18 protein-coding genes are annotated in these 21,692 nt (G+C 64.2%); 13 read left to right on the forward strand and 5 right to left on the reverse strand.

Annotated elements, in window-relative coordinates:
• Nucleotides 1-50: 50 nt before the first annotated feature.
• From RTP54_RS17940 to RTP54_RS17990, 11 genes are all read left to right on the forward strand, one after another.
• The gene (locus tag RTP54_RS17940; RefSeq protein ID WP_312364735.1) at nucleotides 51-1,157 is read left to right on the forward strand and encodes an ABC transporter ATP-binding protein; all 1,107 of its coding nucleotides are present in this window, start codon (nucleotides 51-53) and stop codon (nucleotides 1,155-1,157) included.
• 50 nt (nucleotides 1,158-1,207) lie between these two features.
• Entirely contained in the window at nucleotides 1,208-2,089 is an 882-nt protein-coding gene (locus RTP54_RS17945) for a polysaccharide deacetylase family protein (RefSeq protein ID WP_112815938.1), read from the forward strand.
• 77 nt (nucleotides 2,090-2,166) lie between these two features.
• The gene (locus RTP54_RS17950; protein ID WP_312364736.1) at nucleotides 2,167-2,499 is read left to right on the forward strand and encodes a hypothetical protein; all 333 of its coding nucleotides are present in this window, start codon (nucleotides 2,167-2,169) and stop codon (nucleotides 2,497-2,499) included.
• On the forward strand, nucleotides 2,492-3,574 hold the full coding sequence (locus RTP54_RS17955; RefSeq protein ID WP_312364737.1) for a GTP-binding protein: 1,083 nt from the start codon (nucleotides 2,492-2,494) through the stop codon (nucleotides 3,572-3,574). Before RTP54_RS17950 ends, RTP54_RS17955 begins: the two co-directional genes overlap by 8 nt.
• Nucleotides 3,571-4,791, forward strand: coding sequence for a PotD/PotF family extracellular solute-binding protein (locus tag RTP54_RS17960; RefSeq protein WP_112815936.1), 1,221 nt, complete (start codon nucleotides 3,571-3,573; stop codon nucleotides 4,789-4,791). The genes RTP54_RS17955 and RTP54_RS17960 overlap by 4 nt, the downstream gene beginning before the upstream one ends.
• A 12-nt stretch (nucleotides 4,792-4,803) precedes the next feature.
• Nucleotides 4,804-6,171, forward strand: a complete 1,368-nt coding sequence (locus tag RTP54_RS17965) for an amidase (RefSeq protein ID WP_312364739.1) — start codon at nucleotides 4,804-4,806, stop codon at nucleotides 6,169-6,171.
• 226 nt (nucleotides 6,172-6,397) lie between these two features.
• Complete coding sequence (locus RTP54_RS17970) at nucleotides 6,398-7,369, forward strand: helix-turn-helix domain-containing protein (RefSeq protein WP_112806195.1); 972 nt, start codon at nucleotides 6,398-6,400, stop codon at nucleotides 7,367-7,369.
• 107 nt (nucleotides 7,370-7,476) lie between these two features.
• A complete protein-coding gene (locus RTP54_RS17975) occupies nucleotides 7,477-9,516 on the forward strand; it encodes a hydantoinase/oxoprolinase family protein (protein WP_312364741.1) in 2,040 nt (679 codons plus the stop codon).
• Nucleotides 9,509-11,464 carry a hydantoinase B/oxoprolinase family protein gene (locus tag RTP54_RS17980; protein WP_312364743.1) on the forward strand — a complete coding sequence of 652 codons (1,956 nt, stop codon included), beginning with the start codon at nucleotides 9,509-9,511 and terminating at the stop codon, nucleotides 11,462-11,464. Before RTP54_RS17975 ends, RTP54_RS17980 begins: the two co-directional genes overlap by 8 nt.
• Before the next feature lie 57 nt (nucleotides 11,465-11,521).
• The gene (locus RTP54_RS17985) at nucleotides 11,522-11,965 is read left to right on the forward strand and encodes a GNAT family N-acetyltransferase (RefSeq protein ID WP_112806189.1); all 444 of its coding nucleotides are present in this window, start codon (nucleotides 11,522-11,524) and stop codon (nucleotides 11,963-11,965) included.
• A 41-nt stretch (nucleotides 11,966-12,006) separates the two neighbouring features.
• On the forward strand, nucleotides 12,007-13,362 hold the full coding sequence (locus RTP54_RS17990; protein ID WP_312364746.1) for an aspartate aminotransferase family protein: 1,356 nt from the start codon (nucleotides 12,007-12,009) through the stop codon (nucleotides 13,360-13,362).
• Nucleotides 13,363-13,387: 25 nt separating this feature from the next.
• On the opposite strand, the gene RTP54_RS17995 is transcribed toward RTP54_RS17990, so the two are convergent.
• The 5 genes from RTP54_RS17995 to RTP54_RS18015 form a co-directional block, all read right to left on the reverse strand.
• Nucleotides 13,388-14,014 (reverse strand): DUF2306 domain-containing protein, encoded by a 627-nt coding sequence (locus tag RTP54_RS17995; RefSeq protein ID WP_312365030.1) that lies wholly within the window; start codon nucleotides 14,012-14,014, stop codon nucleotides 13,388-13,390.
• Nucleotides 14,015-14,179: 165 nt separating this feature from the next.
• Nucleotides 14,180-15,007: a MipA/OmpV family protein gene (locus RTP54_RS18000; protein ID WP_312364747.1), complete on the reverse strand. Its 828-nt coding sequence runs from the start codon at nucleotides 15,005-15,007 to the stop codon at nucleotides 14,180-14,182.
• 107 nt (nucleotides 15,008-15,114) lie between these two features.
• A complete protein-coding gene (locus tag RTP54_RS18005) occupies nucleotides 15,115-15,840 on the reverse strand; it encodes an ATP-binding protein (RefSeq protein WP_312364749.1) in 726 nt (241 codons plus the stop codon).
• Nucleotides 15,762-16,463: a hypothetical protein gene (locus tag RTP54_RS18010; RefSeq protein WP_312364752.1), complete on the reverse strand. Its 702-nt coding sequence runs from the start codon at nucleotides 16,461-16,463 to the stop codon at nucleotides 15,762-15,764. Before RTP54_RS18010 ends, RTP54_RS18005 begins: the two co-directional genes overlap by 79 nt.
• Nucleotides 16,460-17,197 (reverse strand): response regulator transcription factor, encoded by a 738-nt coding sequence (locus RTP54_RS18015; protein WP_312364754.1) that lies wholly within the window; start codon nucleotides 17,195-17,197, stop codon nucleotides 16,460-16,462. Before RTP54_RS18015 ends, RTP54_RS18010 begins: the two co-directional genes overlap by 4 nt.
• A gap of 611 nt (nucleotides 17,198-17,808) precedes the next feature.
• Here RTP54_RS18015 and RTP54_RS18020 point away from each other — a divergent pair.
• Nucleotides 17,809-19,839 (forward strand): beta-N-acetylhexosaminidase, encoded by a 2,031-nt coding sequence (locus RTP54_RS18020; RefSeq protein WP_409517161.1) that lies wholly within the window; start codon nucleotides 17,809-17,811, stop codon nucleotides 19,837-19,839.
• A 143-nt stretch (nucleotides 19,840-19,982) separates the two neighbouring features.
• Nucleotides 19,983-21,605, forward strand: coding sequence for a ribosomal protection-like ABC-F family protein (gene abc-f / locus RTP54_RS18025; RefSeq protein ID WP_312364757.1), 1,623 nt, complete (start codon nucleotides 19,983-19,985; stop codon nucleotides 21,603-21,605).
• The last annotated feature ends 87 nt before the right edge of the window (nucleotides 21,606-21,692 follow it).

Raw genomic sequence — 21,692 nt, forward strand, 5'->3', positions numbered from 1 at the left:
GGGGCCACGCGCCAGATACCCGTGATTTCAGCAAGCTCCGGAGCGCCACGATGATCTTCGACCTCGAACTCAACAATGTCGGCAAGGTCTATGACAACGGCACGCCCGCCGTGATCGATTTCAACCTGTCGGTTTCCAAGGGCGAGTTCATCGCGTTTCTCGGGCCGTCGGGCTGCGGCAAGACGACGACGCTGCGCATGATCGCCGGCTTCGAGACGATCTCGTCGGGCGAGATGCTGATCAAGGGCAAACGCATGAACGACATCCGGCCGGAACACCGGCCGACGTCGATGATCTTCCAGAGCTACGCGCTCTTTCCTCATATGACCGTGCGCCGCAATGTCGGCTACGGCCTCGACGTCAAGGGCATGGCAAAGGCCGAACGCGACGCCAAGGTCGACCGGATCCTGGCGACGCTGGGGCTCGAAGATATCGCCGAGAAGAAGCCCGACCGCTTGTCGGGCGGCCAGCGCCAGCGCATCGCGCTTGCCCGTGGGCTTGTCGTCGAGCCGGACATCCTGCTGCTCGACGAGCCGCTGGGAGCACTCGACGCCAACCTGCGCAAGGCGATCCAGAACGAACTGAAGCTGCTGCAGAAGACGCTTGGCGTGACCTTCGTCTTCGTCACCCACGCGCAGTCCGAGGCATTGGCGCTTTCCGACCGCATCGTGGTGATGAACCAGGGCAAGGTCGAGCAGATCAGCCCGCCGCATCAGCTCTACACCCGGCCGAACACGGCCTTCGTCGCCCAGTTCATCGGCAACAACACCATTTTCCAGGGCGAGGTCGATGGCGCATCCGACGAACGGACGCTGGTTTCGACGCCGCTCGGTCAGTTGTCCGGCCGCCCGAACGGCAACCTTGCACGGCGGTCGCGCGTCAACGTCGTCATTCCGGCCGAGGCGATCGAGGTGCACCCGGCAGCCCGCGTCTCGCGCGAACAGATTGCCCAGACTGTCGGCGGCAATGTCGTCGGCGCCAGCGTCAGCCGCTTCGACGTGGTCGGCCACGTGTCCCATCTGACGGCAACACTTGGGGACGGGCGCACCGTCTCGCTCGAAGCCCATGTCGACAAATACCAGCCCGACGCCTTCCCGGTCGGCGCCGACATTCTTTTGAGCTGGCAGCCGGGCGAAGCCACCGTCATCCCAGCCTGACGTCCAGCCAGCTTGACCTTTTGAACGATAAAACACGAAGGAGACATACCATGGCCAAGGAAATCCTCTGCAGCTTCGGCATCGACGTCGATGCGGTCGCCGGCTGGCTCGGATCCTATGGGGGCGAGGATTCGCCTGACGATATTTCGCGCGGCCTCTTTGCCGGCGAGGTCGGCAGCCCGCGCCTTCTGAAGCTGTTCGAGCGCTTCGGCATCAAGACCACCTGGTTCATCCCCGGCCACTCGATCGAGACGTTCCCCGAGCAGATGCAGGCGGTTGCCGATGCCGGCCACGAGATCGGCATTCACGGCTACACCCATGAAAACCCGATCGCCATGACGCGCGAGCAGGAAACCGAAGTCCTCGACAAGTGCATCGATCTCGTCACCAAGCTCTCGGGCAAGCGCCCGACCGGTTACGTTGCGCCGTGGTGGGAGTTTTCCAACGTCACCAACGAGCTGCTGCTCGAGCGCGGCATCAAGTACGACCACTCGCTGATGCACAACGATTTCACGCCCTATTATGTGCGCGTCGGCGACAAGTGGACGAAGATCGACTACTCCAAGAAGCCGTCTGACTGGATGGTGCCGCTCACCCGCGGCAAGGAAACCGATCTCATCGAAATCCCGGCATCCTGGTATCTCGACGACCTGCCGCCGATGATGTTCATCAAGAAATCGCCGAACAGCCACGGCTTCGTCAACCCGCACGACATCGAGCAGATCTGGCGCGACCAGTTCGACTGGGTCTACCGCGAGATGGACTATGCGGTGTTTCCGATTACCATCCATCCCGACGTTGCCGGCCGCCCGCAGGTGCTGATGATGCTGGAGCGGCTCTATGCCCACATGATCAAGCATCCGGGCGTGAAGTTCGTGACCATGAACGAGATCGCCGACGACTTTGCCAAGCGCTTCCCGCGCAAGAAGTGAGCGACTGGCGGGGGTGGTCCTGAGCGCCGTCCCCGCCTTTTTACCGATTGCCCGCCTTTTACCGATTGGATGACACGATGTGCTCTCTCTGCGGCGTCCTTGGAGGCAACGAACACTGGGCCGACGCGGTGGCGCGGCCAGGCGTCTACACCCGCAATGTTGAGCGCATCGACCGCAGGCGCGAGCGCGCCAACAGGGTGCGGATCGCCAACGGCATGCTGGCGCGCTTCGGCCTGACCATCTCCGATTGGCAGGGCGCATCCTTCGTGCTTGCGACCCGCACCGGCAAGAGCGAGATCATCGAGGACCTCGGCCATCTCTGGCCGGCGGCCGAACGGCTCTGCGGGCGCCCCTGCGACCCGCTCGAGCCCGGCCTGATTGCCGCTGCGGAGGCCGCCATCGATGGCTGAGGAAACCACGATCCCGCTCTTGACCCCGATCAACCTGCTGACGGGCTTCCTCGGTTCCGGCAAGACGACGCTGCTTGCGCGCCTGCTCGCCGATCCAGCCCTTTCCGATGCGGCGGTGCTCATCAACGAATTCGGAGAGGTCGGCCTCGACCATCACCTGGTCGAACGCATCGACGACACCATGGTGCTGCTGCAGTCCGGCTGTCTTTGCTGCACTGTGCGTGGCGAGCTTGCCGAGGCGATCAAGGATCTGCATTCCAAGCGCGAACGTGGTGTGGTGCCGCCCTTCCGCCGCATCGTCGTCGAAAGCACCGGGCTTGCCGATCCGTTTCCGGTGCTGTCGACGATCAAGTCAGATCCGGTCCTGCGCCACCATTTCCGGCCCGGCAATGTCATCACGACGGTCGATGCGGTCAACGGGGTCAGCCAGCTCGGCACCTATGTCGAATCCAACCGCCAGGCCGCCATCGCCGATCGGCTTGTTGTCACCAAGGCCGATCTGGCGCCATCGGCCGATGTGTCTGGCCTCGTCGAGACTTTGCGCGGCCTCAATCCGGATGCACCGCTGCTGCTGGCGACCGATCCGTCCTTCGACGTCGGCGCGCTCGTCGATGAAAACCTCAGCCTGCGGGCGACGGCACTGCAGTCGACACGTGGCTTTTACTGTGAGACGCCAGTGCAATTGGCGACGGCCGCCGGCGGTGTGCACCAATCGGCGGTGACCTCTTTCGTGATAACGGTGGAGCGCGCCATCGACTGGACGGCCTTCGGCATCTGGCTGACGATGCTGCTCAATCGCCACGGCGACAGGGTGCTGCGGGTCAAGGGCATTCTCAACATTGCGGGCGAAGACCGCCCGGTCGCCATTCACGGCGTCCAGCATCTGGTGCACACGCCCGTCCATATGGAGCGCTGGCCGGACGAGGATCGCCGGTCGCGCATCGTCTTTATTGTTGACGGTCTGGATATCGAGCTGCTGAAACGGTCGTTCGAGGCTTTTGCCCTCGACCGGTCGCCCGTCGGGGAGGCCGCCGTCCCGAAAAGCAGCCTTCAGGAACGTCAGTCGTCTATATGAGCAAACGCCAGCCCGACCAAACGACAATTGCGACACCGGCCCTTCACCTCGAAGGGCGCCCGCGGCTGCGCGTGCTCGGCACGGCGATCTCGCTGCTCGAGGAGCTGAGGGTGCGCGCCGAGGCCGATCTCGGCATCGAGGTCGTCTTCGACAACAATGACTTCCTGACGACGCAGCACAAGGCGGCGCAGGAGCCCGACAGCTACGACATCTACGACCAATGTTTCCACAATCTGGATATCGTCTGGTACTGGCGGGCGATCCAGCCGATCGAGATCGGCCGCATCGCGCTTTGGGACGAGATCAACGATCTGACGAAGACCGGCCATATCGGCCCGAATGCCCGGCTGGGGCAGGGGGACGCGCCGGTCAAGAAACTGTTCGTGCAGCCCAATCTCGAACTTGGCGACACGCCGTCGAGCACGATCTCGATGCTGCCGACGACGCATAATTTCGACAGCTTTGCCTACAGGACCGACGTCGCCCCCAACACCGTGTCGATGAACAGCTGGGCGGCCCTTCTCGACGACCGCTGGGCCGGACGCGCGGCCCTCGTCGATGAGCCCGCGATCGGCATCTTCGATGCCGCACTTGCCGCACAGGCGTCCGGGCTGATGTCGTTCGACAATATCGGCGCCATGACGGTCGACGAGATCGACCGGTTGATCGGGCTGCTCGAGGCGCGCAAGAAGGACGGCTATTTCCGCGCCTTCTGGCGCACGGCGGAAGATGCCGCCCGGCTGATGGTGCGCGGCGAAACCGACATCCAGAGCATGTGGTCGACGGGCATCAGCATCCTCAACGGCCAGGGCGTTCCGGTGGAACAGGCGGTGCCGGCGGAAGGTTATCGCGCCTGGCACGGGGGCTTGTGCCTCGCGCGTCATCTGTCGGGGCGCATGCGCGATGTCGCCTATGAATATCTCAACTGGTGGATTTCGGGCTGGCCGGGCGCCGTGGTCGCGCGCCAGGGCTACTACATCTCGACGCCCGAGCGCTCGCGGCAATTCATGTCGGTGGCCGAATGGGACTATTGGTATGGTGGCCTGCCGGCGGTCAGCGACCTGCCGGGGCCGGATGGCAGCATGCGCATCCGCGCCGGATCGGTCAGGAGCGGTGGCTCTTACTGGCAGCGCGCCAATTGCATCGCCGTGTGGAACACGACGATGGACGAGCACAATTATCTGGTCCGTCGCTGGATGCAGCTGGTCGAGCGATAGGAGATCGACGCAATGACGCAGGATCTTGGCGGCAAATCGATCGCGCGGCTGTCGGTGCTTTTGCAATCGGGCGCGCTCGATCCGCGCGAACTGACGGGCTGGACGCTGGAGCGGATCGGCGGCCACGAGGACCGGGCGATCTTCACCAGGGTCGTGCCGGAACGGGCGATGCGCGAGGCGGACGCTTCCGCCCGGCGTCTTGCCGCCGGCCGCCCGCTCAGCCTTCTCGACGGCATTCCCGTTGCCTGGAAGGACCTGTTTGCCCTGTCGGGTCTGCCGACGACGGCCGGATCGGTCGTCCTCAAGGACGCGCCGGCGGCCGAGGGCGATGCAGCCGTGGTGACGGCGCTCGGCCATGCCGGCATGATCAGTGTCGGCCGGGTCAATATGAGCGAGTTCGCCTTTTCCGGGCTCGGCATCAACCCGCATTACGGCACGCCGCGCAACCCCTGCGCCACGGACGTCGATCGGCTTCCGGGTGGCTCATCCTCCGGCTCCGGCGTTGTGGTTGCCGCCGATCTCGTACCGGTGTCGATCGGCACGGACACGGGCGGGTCGATCCGCATTCCCGCCGCCTTCAACGGCATCGTCGGCTACAAGGCGACGCGCGGCCGCTATTCCATGCGCGGCGTCTTTCCGCTCGCCAAAAGCCTGGATTCGCTTGGACCTCTTTGTCGGACCGTGCAGGATGCCGTTTGGGTCGATGCCGCCATGCGCGGCTTGCCGGCGCCGGAAATCCGTCGCGGCAATATTGAGGGCCTGTCGATCGTCGTGCCGACGACAATCGTGTTCGACGATGCCGAGGACGGCGTCGTCACCGCCTTCGAAGCGGCAATCGTCCGGTTGCAGCGCGCCGGCGCCCATGTCCGCCGCCAGCCGTTTCCGACGTTCGAACGTATCTTCGAGGCAATGTCGAAGCATGGGCCGCTGGTGACTGCCGAAGCCTATGCATTGCATCGCGAGAGGTTGGATGGCCCGCAGGCCGCAGGGATGGACCAGCGCGTCGTGGCGCGGGCCCGGCTCGGGCAAAAGATCAGCCTTTCCGACTACATCGCCACATCAGAGCTTCGCGCGGCACTGATCGACGAGATTGCCTTCAGCGTCGGGCCGAACGAGATCATCGCCTTTCCGACGGTCGCCCATGTGGCACCGCCGACAGCACCGCTTCTCACCGATGACGCCTTGTTTGTCGAAACCAACGCCAAGACCTTGCGCAACACCTTGATCGGCAACTTCCTCGACTGGTGCGGTGTCTCGATACCCTGCGGTATTGGCGATGCCGGCATGCCGGTCGGCCTGCTGCTGTCCGCACAGCCGCATCACGATGCGCATCTGCTGTCGGTCGCGCTCGCGGCCGAAGCCATCGTGCGTGCCGATTGAACGTTCAATACGCCCAGCGACAAGCGCAAGCGCGCTTTGCGACTAGCGGCAAGGGGCAAGGCATAGTCTACTGTTTGAAGACCTGAGGAATTGCCGGTCGCGAAAGCCCTGAAGAGGCGGCGACATCAAAGGCAACCGACGGGAACAATGGGCCGCAATCGGCCGTCGCCTCGGCACCATGGGAACAGCCGAAGCGTTCGGACGGCGGCCGGGATGGGAGCTTCGCATGGACGTGAGTTATTCCACGGCAGGCACGGCTGCGGTCGAGCGCAAGCGCTATTGGGACGAGGCGGTGTCGAGCACCTATTTTCCGCTCGACCTGCGCTTTCAGAACGCGGCGGAATTTTCCGGCGAGCTCAACGTCTGGGACCTCGGTGCGGTCTCGCTGTCGCGGCTCGATTCCGACGGCCTTCTCTACCGTCGCCAGAAGCGGCATCTCCTGCATGAGCGGGAAGAAAGCTACCTGATCACCGTGCCGGAAAAAGCCGAGATCAGCTTCGAGCAGAGCGGCAAGGCGGTGCAGTGCAAGCCGGGTGCCTTTCTGGTCGAGCGCAGCCATCTTCCCTATGAGTTCAGCTATTCCGCCAAGAACACGCTCTGGGTCTTGAAGGTGCCGATCGCGACGCTGCGGCCGCGCGTCGGGCTGCCCGAGCGCATCGCGTCGCTGAGCTTCGATTCCACCCGGGGCACCGGCGCCCTGTTCGTCGACATGATCCGGCTGGTCGCGCCACGGCTCGTCGAGATGGATGCACCCGCCCGCGACATGACCGGCAAGCACCTGGTCGATATTCTCGCGATGTCGCTGATATCGGACGAGCGCATGCTGATGTCGGATGCGGGCTCGGTCCAGGTCGGCCACCTGCACCGCGTCGAACGCTATGTCCGCGCCAATCTCGCGCGTGCCGATCTCGGCCCGCAGATGATCGCTGATGCCTGCGGGATCTCGGTGCGCTATCTGCACCAGCTGATGAAGCGGCAGGGCACGTCCGTGTGTCACTGGATCCGGCTCCAGCGGCTGTTGCGCTCGGACGAGATGCTGCGCGATCCGTCCTGCCATAAGCTGGTTTCGGAAATCGCCTATGCGCTGGGGTTCAGCGACCACGCGCAGCTCAGCCGTCATTACAAGGCGCATTTCGGCTACAGTCCAAGCGAAGCGCGTGAGCGCTATAGCATGGCGCGCCCGAGCGGTTCCGGCTGAACCGAGGGCCGCCCACACACCAGAAAGACATGAGGTGCGCAAACGCCCGACCGGGCGAGGGCGAAGCCTTGCCCGCGTTTCAATGATTGAAAGACAGGAGACGGATCTTGCAAAACCTTCGCGTTGCGGTCGATGTCGGCGGCACCTTTACCGACATCTGCATAATGGACGAGACTACGGGCCTGATCCGGGTCGAAAAGACGTCATCGTCGGCCGATCCGATCGACGGTATCATGACCGGCGTCGAAAGGGCCGGTATCGATCTGTCGAAAGTCGCGCTTTTCTCGCACGGCACCACCGTTGCCACCAACGCCCTGATCACCCGGCGGCTGCCGCGCACCGCGATGGTCTGCACCCGCGGTTTTCGCGATGTGATCGAGATCCGCCGCGCCAACAAGGAAGACCTCTGGGATACCTACAAGGATGTGGTGCCGCCCTATGTGCCGCGGCGCGACCGACTGGTGGTGTCCGAACGCGTCGATGCGCAAGGCGGGATCGTTGCCACCCTCGACGAGGACGAGGCCCGCGAGGTGGCGCGCATTCTCAAGCGCCGCAATGTCGCGGCCGTCGCCGTCTGCTTCATGAACGCCTTCATGAATGGCGCCAACGAGCGGCGCATGAAGGAGATCCTGATGGAGGTGATGCCCGGCGTTCCGGTCTCGACCTCGTCCGAAGTCTTGCCGGAGATCTTCGAGCACGAGCGGTTCTCGACGACGGTCGCCAATGCAGCCCTCAGCCCCGTCGTCGTCGACTACACCTCTCGGCTCGGCAAGCGGCTGCAGCAGGACGGCTATGAGCGCGACCTTCTGCTGTTGCACACCGGCGGCGGGGTGATGACACCGAAGAGTGTCGAGGATTTTGCCGCGCGGCTGGCCGGCTCCGGCATCGCCGCCGGCGCGATCGCCAGCAAATACATCGCTGAGCTTTGCGGCTTCCGAAACTCGATCGGCCTCGACATGGGCGGCACCTCGACCGACGTGTCGCTTGCCTATGACGGCCAGTCGCGCATCACCAAGGACTGGTTCATCGAATTCGGCTATCCGATCCGCTTTTCCTCGATCGAGGTCCTGACGATCGGTGCCGGCGGCGGCTCGCTCGCCTGGACCGACGAGGCGGGATCGCTGCGCAATGGGCCGCAATCGGCCGGCGCCAATCCGGGGCCTGCCTGCTATGCCAAGGGCAACCGCCAGCCGACCAACACCGATGCCAATGTCGTGCTCGGCCGTCTCGGCACCAGCCTTGCCGGCGGCAAGATCAAGCTTGATGCGGATCTGGCGCTTCGGGCCGTCCGCGAGGGCGTGGCCGAGCCCTTCGGACTTGAACCGCATGCGGCCGCCGATGCGATCATCCGCGTTGCCAATGCCAATATGTCGGATGCGGTGCGGCTGATCTCGATCAGCCGTGGCTACGACCCGCGCGACTTTGCGCTCGTCGCCTTCGGCGGTGCAGGGGCCCTGCATGGCGCGGCAATCGCCCGCGAACTGGCGATCCCGGCCGTCATCGTGCCGCCGAACCCTGGCGTCACCTCGGCGCTCGGCTGCCTGCTTGTCGACATGCAGCATGATTTTTCGGAGAGCTACCTGAAGGCGGCGGCCGATGCCGACGCGACCGCGATCGAGGAGGCTTTCCTTCGTCTCGAGCAGGAAGCCTCGGAGCGGCTCGCACATGAAGGGGTCGCGTCCAAGGATGTGGTGCTCCAGCGCAGCATCGACATGATGTATCTCGGCCAGTGGCGGTCGCTTGCGGTCACCGCGCCGTCTCCGGTTGTCGACATCGCACCGCTGGTCGAAGCCTTCCACCGTGAGCATCAGCGCGAATACAACTTCCGCCGCGACGAGACGCCCGTCAGCCTGTTCCGCATCAATCTCAAGGCGGTCGGCATGGTGCCGAAGGCATCGCTTGCCAAGCACGAACCGACCTGGCTTACCCCCGAGCCGAAGACGCGGCGCGATGTCTGGTTTGCAGCCGATGCCGCGCTCGAGACACCGGTCTACGACCGGGAAGCCCTGCCGGCGGGCTTCGTCTTCAAGGGCCCTGCCATCGTCGAACAGCTCGATTCCACCGTCGTCGTCCCGCCGGGAACGACCGCGGAAGTGGACACCTATCTCAACATCATCATCCGCATCGAAGGTGAAGCGAATGTCTGAACAGCAAAACCTTGACCCGGTGACCTTCGAGGTCCTGAAGAATTCCTTCATCACCAGCGTCGACCAGATGGCCGAGCAAATCCTGCGAACCTGTTATTCCTTCGTCATCTATAACAGAGACTTCTCCAGTGCGCTCCACGATGCCGAAGGCAACTCGGCGGCCCAGGGCAACCAGGACATCGCCGTGCACGTTGGCACCCTGCATTTCACCTGCAAGGACGTCATCCGCGCCTTCGACGGCGACATGCACCCGGGCGACGTCTACGCGATCAACGACCCCTATGCTGGCGGCACTCATTTCAACGACGTCCGGCTGATCCGCCCGATCTTCGTCGACGGCAGGATCATCGCCTTCAGTCAGTCCAACGGTCACTGGTCCGATCTCGGTGGCAGCGTTCCCGGCTCCTTCGACGTCGCTGCCAAGGAGATGTTCAAGGAGGGCATGCGCATCACGCCGATCCGGCTGTTCGACAAGGGGCGGTTCTGCAAGGACGTTGCCCATCTGATCGCCTCCAACACCCGCGACCCGGCCTCGATCATCGGCGACATTCACGCCCAGGCGCAGGCGACCCAGGTCTGCGAGCGCGAGATCCTGCGGCTCGTCGGCAAGTACGGCGAGGGCACGGTCAAGCAGGGGCTCGGCGCCGTGCAGGATTATGTCGAACGCGCCATGCGCCAGCGCATCGCAGCCTTGCCGGATGGCGAGTGGGAAACCCAGGATTTCATCGATCGCGACCCGGCCGGCAACGAAGGCATGATCCCGATCAAGGTCAAGCTGACGATCAAGGGCGACCGCGCGATCTACGACTTCACCGGCAGCCACCCGACCATCGGTTCGATCTACAACTCCGCCTTCGGCGCGACCTTCTCGGCGGTCGCGGCGGGCATGAAGACCTTCTTCCCGGATCTGCCGCTCAACAGCGGCTTCTACCGGGTGTTCGAAATCGTCGCCCCGGAAGGCTCGATCGTCGATGCGAAATGGCCGGTGGCCGTCACCGGTTTCCTCATGCCCTTCGAGAAGATCATGAACGCGATCTACGAGATCTGGTCGAAGATCATTCCGGAACGCGCCATCGCCTGCGCCTTCAACCTCGAATATCTGCTAACCGGCGGGCGCGACGCCCGGGCGCCGGAAAAGCCGATCTTCATGTTCTACGACTGGCTGCCGGGCGGCTGGGGCGGGCGCAACGGCATGGACGGCTGCAACGTCACGACCGCTTGCTTCGGTACGGGGCTGATGGCCCAGCCGGTCGAAGGACAGGAGCGGGCAAATCCGATCCTGACCACCGAATTCGAGGTGCTGACGGATTCGGCCGGTCCGGGGAAATGGCGCGGCGGCGCCGGCGTGATGAAGACCTCACGGATGCTGGAGGCCGAAAACACCGTTATTTCCTATATCTGCGACCGCGAACGCGCGATCGTCTGGGGCATCGAGGGTGGATTGCCCTCCATGCCGCACGGATTGACGCTGACGCGGGAAAAAACCGGCAGGAAGGAATGGCTGGGCGCCACCTTCTCCGATGTGGCGATCGAGGCAGGTGACGTCTTCTCGCGCCCGACGGCCGGCGGTGGCGGCTTTGGCGACCCGCTGGAGCGCGATCCGCAGCGGGTGCTGGCCGATGTGATCGACGACTATGTCTCGGTCGGGCGTGCGGCAAAGGATTACGGCGTCGTCATCGCTGCGGTCGATCCGGAAATCTGCGCTTACGAGATCGATGCGAAGGCGACCGCCGAACTGCGAGAAAAGATCCGGGCTGAGCGCATGGGATGGCTGGAGACCGATCCGGCCGAAATCTCGAAGCGATTCAAGGCCGGCGAAATCGACGCGCTCGATGCGGTGCGCCGCCATGCGGTTATCCTCGACTGGGATACTGGCGATCTCCTGCCCGTCTCTACCGAGCAGTTTCGCGACATGTATCGCAAGCGCTCGGCGGCCGGGTGGCAGTGAGGGACGGACAGGATCGAGGGGTGGGCGCCGCGCCCACCCGGCAAACAGGGGGATGGCATGGCAGGTGTTACGATCGTCGCGGCTGCTGAGGGCGACAGGTCCGCATGGAACGAGCTTCACGCGGGATTTGCAGCCTTCTATGGCGTTCATCAGACCGAGGAGATGCGCGACCGGGTCTGGGGCTGGATCCGCGACGGTCAGCTCGAATGCCGGCTGGCGCTCGATGGTTCCGGGCGCCCGATCGGCCTGACGCATTTTCGCGAGTATATCCGGCCGCTGATGGCCGCGCGCGGCGGCTTTCTCGACGACCTCTTCGTCGCTCCCGAAGCCCGCGGCAGCGGCGCCGCTCCCGCCTTGATCCGGGCGGTTGCCGACATCGGGCGCGACCGTGGCTGGTCCGTCATCCGCTGGATCACGCGCGACAACAATTATCGGGCACGTGGGCTCTACGACCAACTGGCCACCAGGACGGACTGGCTGACCTATGATATCGCCCTGTAATCAGGCATCAGAACAAGCACGCATCGAAACAGGAGACGCCGATGACCGCACAGCCCAATTCCACCGAAGCGCGGGACATGGCCTTCCATCTCCATTCCTATACCAACCCGCGCAAGCTCGAACGGGATGGACCGCTGATCATCGATCGCGGCGAGGGTATCCACGTCTACGACAACAGCGGCAAGCGCTATATCGAGGGCATGGCGGGGCTGTGGAGCGTGGCCGTCGGCTTCGGCGAGCAGCGGCTGGTCGACGCGGCAAGCCGCCAGATGGCTAGGCTTCCCTACTACCACACCTTCTCGCAGAAATCGCACGGGCCGGTGGCGGATCTCGCCGAGAAGCTGGTCGGCATGGCGCCGGTGCCGATGTCCAAGGTCTATTTCGCCAACTCCGGATCCGAGGCGAACGACACTGCGATCAAGCTGGTCTGGTATCGATCCAACGCGCTCGGCAAGCCGGAAAAGAAGAAGATTATCTCGCGCATCAAGGGCTATCACGGCGTCACCGCGCTGAGTGCAAGCCTGACGGGCCTTCCCAACAACCACCGCTCCTTCGACCTGCCCTTCCCCAACATCCTGCACACGACCTGCCCGCATTACCGAACCGGCGCCGAACCCGGTCAGGACGAGCTTGCCTTTTCGCGCTGTTGCGCCGAGGAACTCGAAGCGCTGATCCTCGAGGAAGGCCCGGAGACGATTGCCGCCTTTATCGGTGAACCGGTCATGGGGGCCGGTGGGGTCATCGTGCCGCCGGAGGGCTATTGGGCGGCGATCCAGGAGATGCTGCACAAGTATGACATCCTGCTGATCGCCGACGAGGTGATCTGCGGTTTCGGGCGCACCGGCAACATGTTCGGCTCCGAAACCTTCGGCATGCGCCCCGACATCATGACGCTGTCGAAGCAACTGTCGTCGTCCTACCAGCCGATTGCGGCCCTGATGATCAACGACAACGTCTACCAGCCGATTGCCGACGAGGCCGACCGGATCGGGGCGCTCGGACACGGCTTTACGGCCAGCGGCCATCCGGTCGCCGCCGCCGTGTCGCTCGAAAATCTTGCGATCATCGAGGAGAGAGATCTGGTCGGCAATGTGCGCCGTCTCTCGCCGCAGTTTCTCGGCCGGCTGAACGCGCTCGAGCGCCATCCGCTCGCCGTCGAAGCGCGCGGCGTCGGCCTGATCGGCGCGCTCGAGCTTGAGCCCGCCGACGGTGCCGCCGCCGGCGCAACGGGCGCGCGGGTCGGTGCGATCCTGCAGAAGAACGGCCTGATCTGCCGCAACATCGGCGATTCCATCGCCTTCTGCCCGCCGATGATCATCACGGCCGCCGAAATCGACGAAATGTTCGACATCGTCGAAGCTGGTCTTGCCGAACTCGGTCGACAGGCGGCGGCATGAGGCCACAGCCGTCGAGCCCGCATCGTCATGCGGGCTCGCGGTAAGCCAGATTGCTGGCGTTTGTGCCGCGGCGATAGAGGTGGACTTCCGCCACGATCCAGTTTGGCACCCAGCAGAGAAAGGAGATGGCGCGATATCCTTCTTCGAAGTCGACCGGCAAGAATTCCAGGAGGATCAGGTAAAGGCGCAGCGTGACCGCCGCGAAGGTCAGCGCGAAGGAGCGGATCATCCATGCCCGATGCGCGGAAAATCTGCACTCGACGGCACAGCGCCATCCCTGCACCGTGACGAAGATCCAGGCGAGAGCCAGGATGCCGAAGCCGAAAGAGGAGATCATGCCGGTGGATGCCCCGAGCGCGAGCGGCACGCCGGCGATGCCACCGACAAGGCATCCCATGACATAGACCCGCCCCGTGAGCCGGTGGAGCCTCGAGGCCGGTGGACGCAGCCGCGGCAGGAACTGGAAGCACGCGGTCGCCAGCGCGGCCACGGAACCAGCCACATGGATCACCAGGAAAGGGCGCGCGAATTCGTTGGTCGCGATCACCGGCGGTATCGGGCCCGCGCCGGTGAGGTATCGCGCGGACACTACGGCGACCAGGGCACAGATCGGCATAAAGACCCACCATAGCAGGCGTTGGCGCCGGCCCATCACTGTAACCATTTCATATCTCCTGCTGTCGACCGGTGGAGCGACGATCGCGAGCCACGCCGAAGGCGCCCCAGTGGATTTGCTTGCCCGGGCCGGATGGATATTTCGCTGTGCTTCGGCCGTGCCCTTGTCGGCAACGGTCCGTTCTTGCCCGGTGCGTGGCGATCAGAACCGATAGCCGACGAACAAGGACGCTGTCGGCTGCAGGTCTCGCTCGACGATCGGGCTGTCGGCTGCGTCGGACAGCAACATCCCGAGTTCCGCTTCGCCGCGCACGAACCAGTTGCGGTCAAGCAGATAGATCGCCGACACCGATACCGCGGCACTTTTCAGGCCGGCCTCGGCATCATAGGCGTCAAGGCCGGAAGCGGTCGACTGGTCGGGCGTCACGCTGAAATAGGCATCCATGTATTTGTCGTCGGCAACGGTGGCGGAGGCCGCAAGCCCGACGATCAGCGTCTCCGACAGCGGCACGGTCACCTCGGTACCGAATTCGCCGACGAGGCCCTCGCTGCCGTTGACCGTTTTCTTCACCGCCGCAAACAGGCTGAAAGGCTCGATCTCATAGCGCAGTCGCGCTCCGGCCGAGACCCCGAAGTCGATATCGCCGAGACCGCGCAGGCGTACGTCGTCGTCTTCCGAGCGGCCGAGTTCGTAGCCGACCAGCACGTCGACGGCGAAATTATTCACATCGGCGACCGTTGCCGCGAGGCCCTCCGGATCGATTTCGACCCAGTCGCCATAGGTGATGGAAACCAAGGGGATTGGCGTGACCGAATAGCTGTCGGCGCCCTCGAATTCCGGTTGGATGATGCCGCCTGCGCCGACAACGATTTTCCATTTCGAGTGAGGCGCCTGGTCCGGAGACAGGCGGGTCTCATCGAAGCTGGCGGCATCGGCAGCGGCCGCCGGGTCTGCGGGCACGGCGAAAAGGCAGAAGCTGGTGAGGAAAAGACGCAAGGCGGCGGGGCGCGGGCCTGGAAAATGAAGCATGTACACTCCGGGGCTGCTCTGCGCCGCATCTGAGCGGCGCCGATGAGGCGATGGCGATCACCTGTCATCCCATGAGGCACGCGGTCGGGGGATGTTGAAATATTACATTATGTTGCGGCCGGTCGTGTGGTCGGAAGGACGATCCGGGCGGTCAGTCCGCCGCGTGGATCGTTGACGAGCGCGAGCACGCCGTCGTGGTGCCTGACGATTTCGTCGACGATCGAAAGGCCGAGACCGTAGCCGGCGGTGCCGGTATCGATCGCCCGGGCATCGTCGATCCGGAAAAATGGCTCCAGCACCCGCTCGTGCATGTCGGGCGGAATGCCGGGCCCATCGTCGTTGACCTCGATCACGATCTGCCGCTGGTCGCCGGAAAGCCGGATGACGGCCGCCGTGCCGAACTTGACGGCATTGTCGCAGAGGTTGGCCATCGCCCTGATGATGCCATCCGGCTGGCACAGCGCGACAAGGCGGCCCGGCCCCTCATAGGTGACGGAATGTCCCGCATCGCAGAAGTCGGAGCACAGCGTCTGCAGCATGCTGGCAATGTCGGCGCGTTCGGTCGGCTCGCAATGCCTGTCGGTTCTGAAGTAATCGAGGGCGGCGGCGATCATCCGGTCGATATGCCCGAGATCGAGCAGCATCTGCTGGCGCAGGCCCTGATCCGAGATCCGCTCGGCGCGCAGCCGCAGCCGCGTCATCGGTGTTCTCAGGTCATGACTGATGCTGCGCAACATACGTGTTCTGCCCTGGATCAGGGTGTGGATCCGGTCGCGCAGTTCGTTGAGCGTTCTTGAAAGGTCGACGATCTCTCGGCTGCCTTGTTCGTCCAAAGGCCGGTCGCCTGCCAGGAACGTGTCGACGGAGCCGAGCGAGGCGGCAATGCGCCGCAAGGGGCTGTCACGACGAAATAGATGAAGGCGGAAAACAGGATCCCGAGCATGGCGACCGACAGGAGCTGATAAATCAGCGGGCTCGTCATGTCGGTCGTCAGCACCGTTTCCGGCACATTGCGAAAGATCAGCGCGCGCGACGGGTCGAGATCGGCGGTGAGCGCCAGCCTGTTGTCGACGAGCACGTGGCGGCTGTTGGCCGGCATGTCGAGATCCGGCGGGAAGACACGGGAAAATACCCGGCCGATCGCCGCGTTCAGCCCGGTTGGGGACGGCAGGGCGTCGGCCGTCGCCTTATCGACGATTGCCAGATCGAGCCCGGCTGCGGCGGCGGAACGGAGGATTTCGGCCTCACCTTCGGGACCGGATGCACGCAACAGGAGCGCGATCGTGCCGAGACGGGCGGTGACGAGGTCCGGATTGGTGATGGTGACGCCTGAATTGCGCGTTGCGCGCTCCAGGAGGCTGCCAATCTGGACGACGGCGACGACGGCCACGAGGATCAGCAGGATCATCTGCCCACGAATGGTGCTTGGCCGGAGACGGGCGAACCGGGCGATCATGATGCTTCGACCGTGGCGGTGAACGTGTAGCCTCCGAGCCGGACGGTTCTGAGCATCTCCGGCGCCTTCGGGTCGGTCTCGATCTTCTGCCGGAGGCGGCTGATATGCACGTCGATGCTGCGGTCGATCGGGCCGGCAAGTCCCGAATGGGTCATGGCGAGCAGTTCTTCGCGGCTGATAACCCGTCCCGGGTTGAGGCAGAAGGCATAGAGCAGATCGAATTCTGCGGTCGTGAGCGAAATGCGCGCATTGCTCGGGTCATGCACCTGCCTGCGCGTCGCATCGATGCGCCAGCCGTCGAAGCGCAGGGTGCGCGGTCGCTGCTTGCTCGCGGCGCCGTAGCCGGATCGACGCAGCAGGCTGCGGATGCGCGCGACAAGCTCGCGCGAGCTGAACGGCTTCGTCACATAATCGTCGGCGCCGATCTCCAGGCCGACGACCCGGTCGACTTCGTCGCCAAGCGCGGTCAGCAGGATGATGGGCGTGGTGCTGTCGGCGCGCAGGCGACGGCAGATCGAGATGCCGCTTTCGCCCGGTAGCATGACATCGAGAATGATGGCGTCATAGGTCGATCTGCTCAAACGGCGATCCATCTCGACGCCGCCATCGGCAATGTCGGTCTCCATGCCCTGCTCGCCGAGCGCTTCGGCCAGCATCCGGCCGATTTCGGGGTCGTCCTCGACGATGAGGATACGTGCGGCGGGCCTGTTCTGGCGGCGGTCTTCGCTCGGCATGGGGCAATCCTGGAGCGTTGGGTTGAAACTTTGCCAAGCTAATCATCTTTTGCGAGCCGGATGTTGCGAAATGTTGCGAAACATTGCGATCAGCCATGGTGTCCTGCATTCGCTGGTACGGCGGGGCAGTTGCGATGGATGGCAACGGCGGTCGCCCCGACGGACGGGACTGTTTTCGTGCTCCCGCTGCGTTTTTCGAGCGCGAAAAGCTGCCGATTGACACCGCTCCGATCCAAGCCCTATCAATAAGTCAAAGTTCTTGACTTAATTTATGCGCCATCGAAACCTGGAGGGGAGTTCGACATGTTCGCAGTCGAGAGATCCGGTCCAGGGCGACGCCTGCGGGGCCTGGGTGAGGGGGCATTCCATCACGAGCACGGCCTTCGCACAGCTCGGCCACATCCGTTGCCGGGGCGCTGGCGAGACGGTGCATGGAAAAGGGGCGGCGGACGCATCGCGGCTTGCCTCCTTGGGCGATCCGAACACGATGGGCCGGGCCCGCGCCATCAACGATATCCTGTGAAAAGACCGTCGGCGCCGTGCCGATCAGATCCACCGCGCCAGGGCAGCGATGCCGGCGTGCAGATTTTCGACGACCAACCTTTCTGGAGATGATGATGACGATCGCCACCAAACCGGAATTTCGGCTGGAGACCCTCTGGACGCCGGCAAAGACGGAGACACAAGCCGTTTATTCGCTGACGCTGACCAATGCCTCCGATCGGCCGCTCAAGGATTTTCGGCTCTGCGTTTCCGGACCCGCCCGCATCGACCCGGCCGCCGTCGTCGAAGGTGGGGCGTTGTTGAGCCGGCTCTCCAACCATTCCGAATTCGCGCCGCCGGCCGGCCTGGTGCTTGAGCCCGGAAGCACATGGACGGTGAAGGCGCACGGCATGAGCTTTGCGCCGCAGCACTGGACCGATGGCGCAAATGCCGCCTATCTCGTTCTGGCCGACGGCAGCACGGCGCCGATCTCGGTGGTGCCGTCGCGCGCCCATGGCGACAATGCCGAACTGAAGCGTGGCGCGGTGATCTACCCGGTGCCGAAGGTCGCACCGGTTGCCGTCTCGGTCGTGCCCTGGCCGCAGGAGGTGTCCGTCTCCGGTCGCCTGACGCCGCCACAGGGGCTCGACCTTTCGCCGGAAGGGCCGGAGGCAGAGGCGGCGGCTGAGGCCTTTGCGGCGTTGACAACCAGCCTGTTTCCGGTCGAAGGGATCGTTCGGCCGGTCTCCGAAGGCGGGCTTCGGGCCACGCTTTCGCTCTCGGCCGACCTTGCGCAGGAAGGCTACGTCATCCGCTTCTCGCCGGCCGGCATCGCGGTATCAGGCGGCACGCGCACCGGTCTGCTTTACGGCCTGATCACGCTCGGACAGATCCTGCGCGGGGCGCGGCTTCATCCAGGCACGTTCCTGTTTCCGGCCGGCGGCGAGATCCGCGACGAGCCGGCGCTCGGCTGGCGCGGCACCCATCTCGACGTTGCCCGCCAGTTCTACAGCACCGCCGAAGTCTCGCAATTTCTTAGGCTGATGGCCTGGAACAAGCTCAACCGTTTCCACTGGCACCTCTCCGACGACGAGGCCTGGCGCATCGAGATCGACGCCTATCCGGCGCTGACCGAGATCGGCGCCTGGCGCGGCCATGGTCGCAAGATCCCGCCGCTGCTCGGCTCCGGCCCTGATGTCGCCGGCGGTTACTACACCAAGGCGGCGGTTCGCGAGATCGTCGCGCTTGCCGCGACGCTCGGTATCGAGGTGATGCCGGAGATCGACGTCCCCGGCCATTCCTTTGCGATGCTGCAGGCCATTCCCGAGTTGCGCGACCCTGGAGAGGCAGGCAGCTACTATTCGGTGCAGGGTTTCCCGGACAATTGCCTGAACCCGGTGCGTGAGGAAACCTATCGGGTGCTCGAAACCGTCTTCGACGAACTGATCGCGCTGTTCCCGTCAAAGATCATCCATGTCGGTGCGGACGAGGTGCCGCTCGGGGCCTGGTCTGGTTCGCCGCAGGCGCTCGAACGCTTGGCGCAGGTGGCTGGCGACGAAATGGCGGCGGCTCACGCCAAGCGGCTGAATGTGGTCACCAACACCCATGGCGCCGACGAGATCGACGGCTCGGGCGCCGCGGTGCTGCAGGCCGAATTCCTTGCCCGTGTGCAGAGCTTCCTCGCCAGCCGCGGCTGCGTCACGGGCGGCTGGCAGGAGGCCGCCCATGGCAACGTCATCGACAAGCAGAAATCGCTGCTGTTCGGCTGGCGCACGGTCGAGGCCAATGCCGAGCTTGCCGGCGAAGGCTACGACATCGTCGTCTGCCCGGGGCAGGTCTACTACCTCGACATGGCCAACAGCCCTGTTTGGTCCGAGCCCGGCGGCAGCTGGGCCGGGTGGTCGGATCCGGAAAAACTCTACCTGTTCGACCCGATCGAGGGATGGACGGACGCCCAGAAGAAACATCTGCGCGGACTGCAGTGCTGCATCTGGTCCGAGCCGATGACCGATCGCGGCGTGTTCGACCGACTGGTGTTCCCGCGGCTGTCGGCGCTTGCCGAGACCGGCTGGACCCGCCCAGAGCGCAAGAATTTCAAACGCTTCGAGGCGCTGGTCGGGTTGATGCCGGTTCTCTACGGCCACTATTCTGAGCAGTAATCGCAAGGCTTGGGGAGGCATCTAGGCTTTGGGATGCCTCGTTTCCCTTGCATTTTTGGGAGGGCAGACGCCGCGAATCAACGTTTGCGGCGCGGCCGTTACCCGTGACATAAGGGCGCCGCAACGTTCCGGGCCCGTAAAACATGATTCGTATCGAAAATATCAGCAAGCAGCTCAGCCACCGCATCCTCTTCATCGAGGCATCGGCTGCCCTCAACAAGGGTGAGAAGGTCGGCCTCGTCGGTCCGAACGGTGCGGGCAAGACCTCGCTCTTCCGCATGATCACAGGCGAAGAGATGCCGGACGAAGGCCAGGTCGCCGTCGATAAGGGCGTGACGATCGGCTACTTCAATCAGGATGTCGGCGAGATGTCGGGCGGCAGCGCCGTGGCCGAGGTGATGAATGGCGCCGGGCCGGTCAGCACCGTTGCTGCCGAACTGCACGAGCTTGAAGCCGCCATGGTCGATCCCGATCGTCTCGACGAGATGGACGCGATCATCGAGCGCTATGGCGAAGTGCAGGCGCGCTACGAGGAACTCGACGGTTATGCGCTCGAGGGCCGCGCGCGCGAAGTGCTTGCGGGCCTCAGCTTCTCCCAGGAGATGATGGACGGCGACGTCGGCGCGCTTTCCGGCGGCTGGAAGATGCGCGTCGCGCTGGCGCGCATTCTGTTGATGCGCCCTGACGTGATGCTGCTCGATGAGCCGAGCAACCACCTGGATCTCGAAAGCCTGATCTGGCTCGAAGCCTTCCTCAAGGGCTATGAAGGCGCGCTGCTGATGACCTCGCACGACCGCGAGTTCATGAACCGGATCATCACCAAGGTGGTCGAAATCGACGGTGGCCAGCTCAACAGCTATTCCGGCGACTATGGCTTCTACGAGCAGCAGCGGGCGCAGAATGAAAAGCACCAGCTGGCGCAGTTCGAACGCCAGCAGGCGATGCTCGCCAAGGAAATCAAGTTCATCGAGCGGTTCAAGGCGCGTGCATCGCACGCAGCCCAGGTGCAGAGCCGGGTCAAGAAGCTCGACAAGATCGACCGGGTCGAGCCGCCCAAGCGCCGGCAAGCCGTGTCGTTCGAGTTCCGCCCGGCGCCGCGCTCGGGCGAAGACGTCATCAGCATCAAGAACGTGCACAAGAAGTACGGCGAGCGCAGCATCTATGAAGGCCTCGACTTCATGGTGCGTCGCCGCGAGCGCTGGTGCATCATGGGCATCAACGGCGCCGGCAAGTCCACGCTTCTGAAGCTGGTGACCGGTTCGACCGACCCGGACGAGGGCAGCGTCGCGCTCGGCGCCAGCGTCAAGATGGGTTACTTCGCCCAGCACGCCATGGACCTGCTCGATGGCGAACGCACGGTGTTCCAGTCGCTCGAAGATGCCTTCCCGCAGGCGGGCCAGGGTCCGCTTCGGGCGCTTGCCGGCTGCTTCGGTTTTTCCGGCGACGACGTCGAGAAGCGCTGCCGCGTGCTTTCGGGTGGCGAGAAGGCGCGACTGGTGATGGCGATGATGCTGTTCGATCCGCCGAACTTGCTGGTGCTCGACGAGCCCACCAACCACCTCGATCTCGACACCAAGGAAATGCTGATCAAGGCGCTGGAGCAGTATGAGGGCACGATGCTGTTTGTCTCGCACGATCGCCACTTCCTGGCGGCATTGTCGAACCGCGTGCTGGAGCTGACGCCGGAGGGCGTGCACCAGTATGGCGGTGGCTATACCGAATATGTCGCGCGCACCGGCCAGGAAGCGCCGGGCCTGCGCAGCTGATTTCGATCGGTCGCGGCCACGCTGTACCGGCTGTCCGATATGAAAAGGGCCGAAGCACATCGCGTGCTTCGGCCCTTTTTTGTCTAT

It is taken from the genome of Ensifer sp. (genome assembly GCF_031989085.1).
GTDB lineage: Bacteria > Pseudomonadota > Alphaproteobacteria > Rhizobiales > Rhizobiaceae > Ensifer.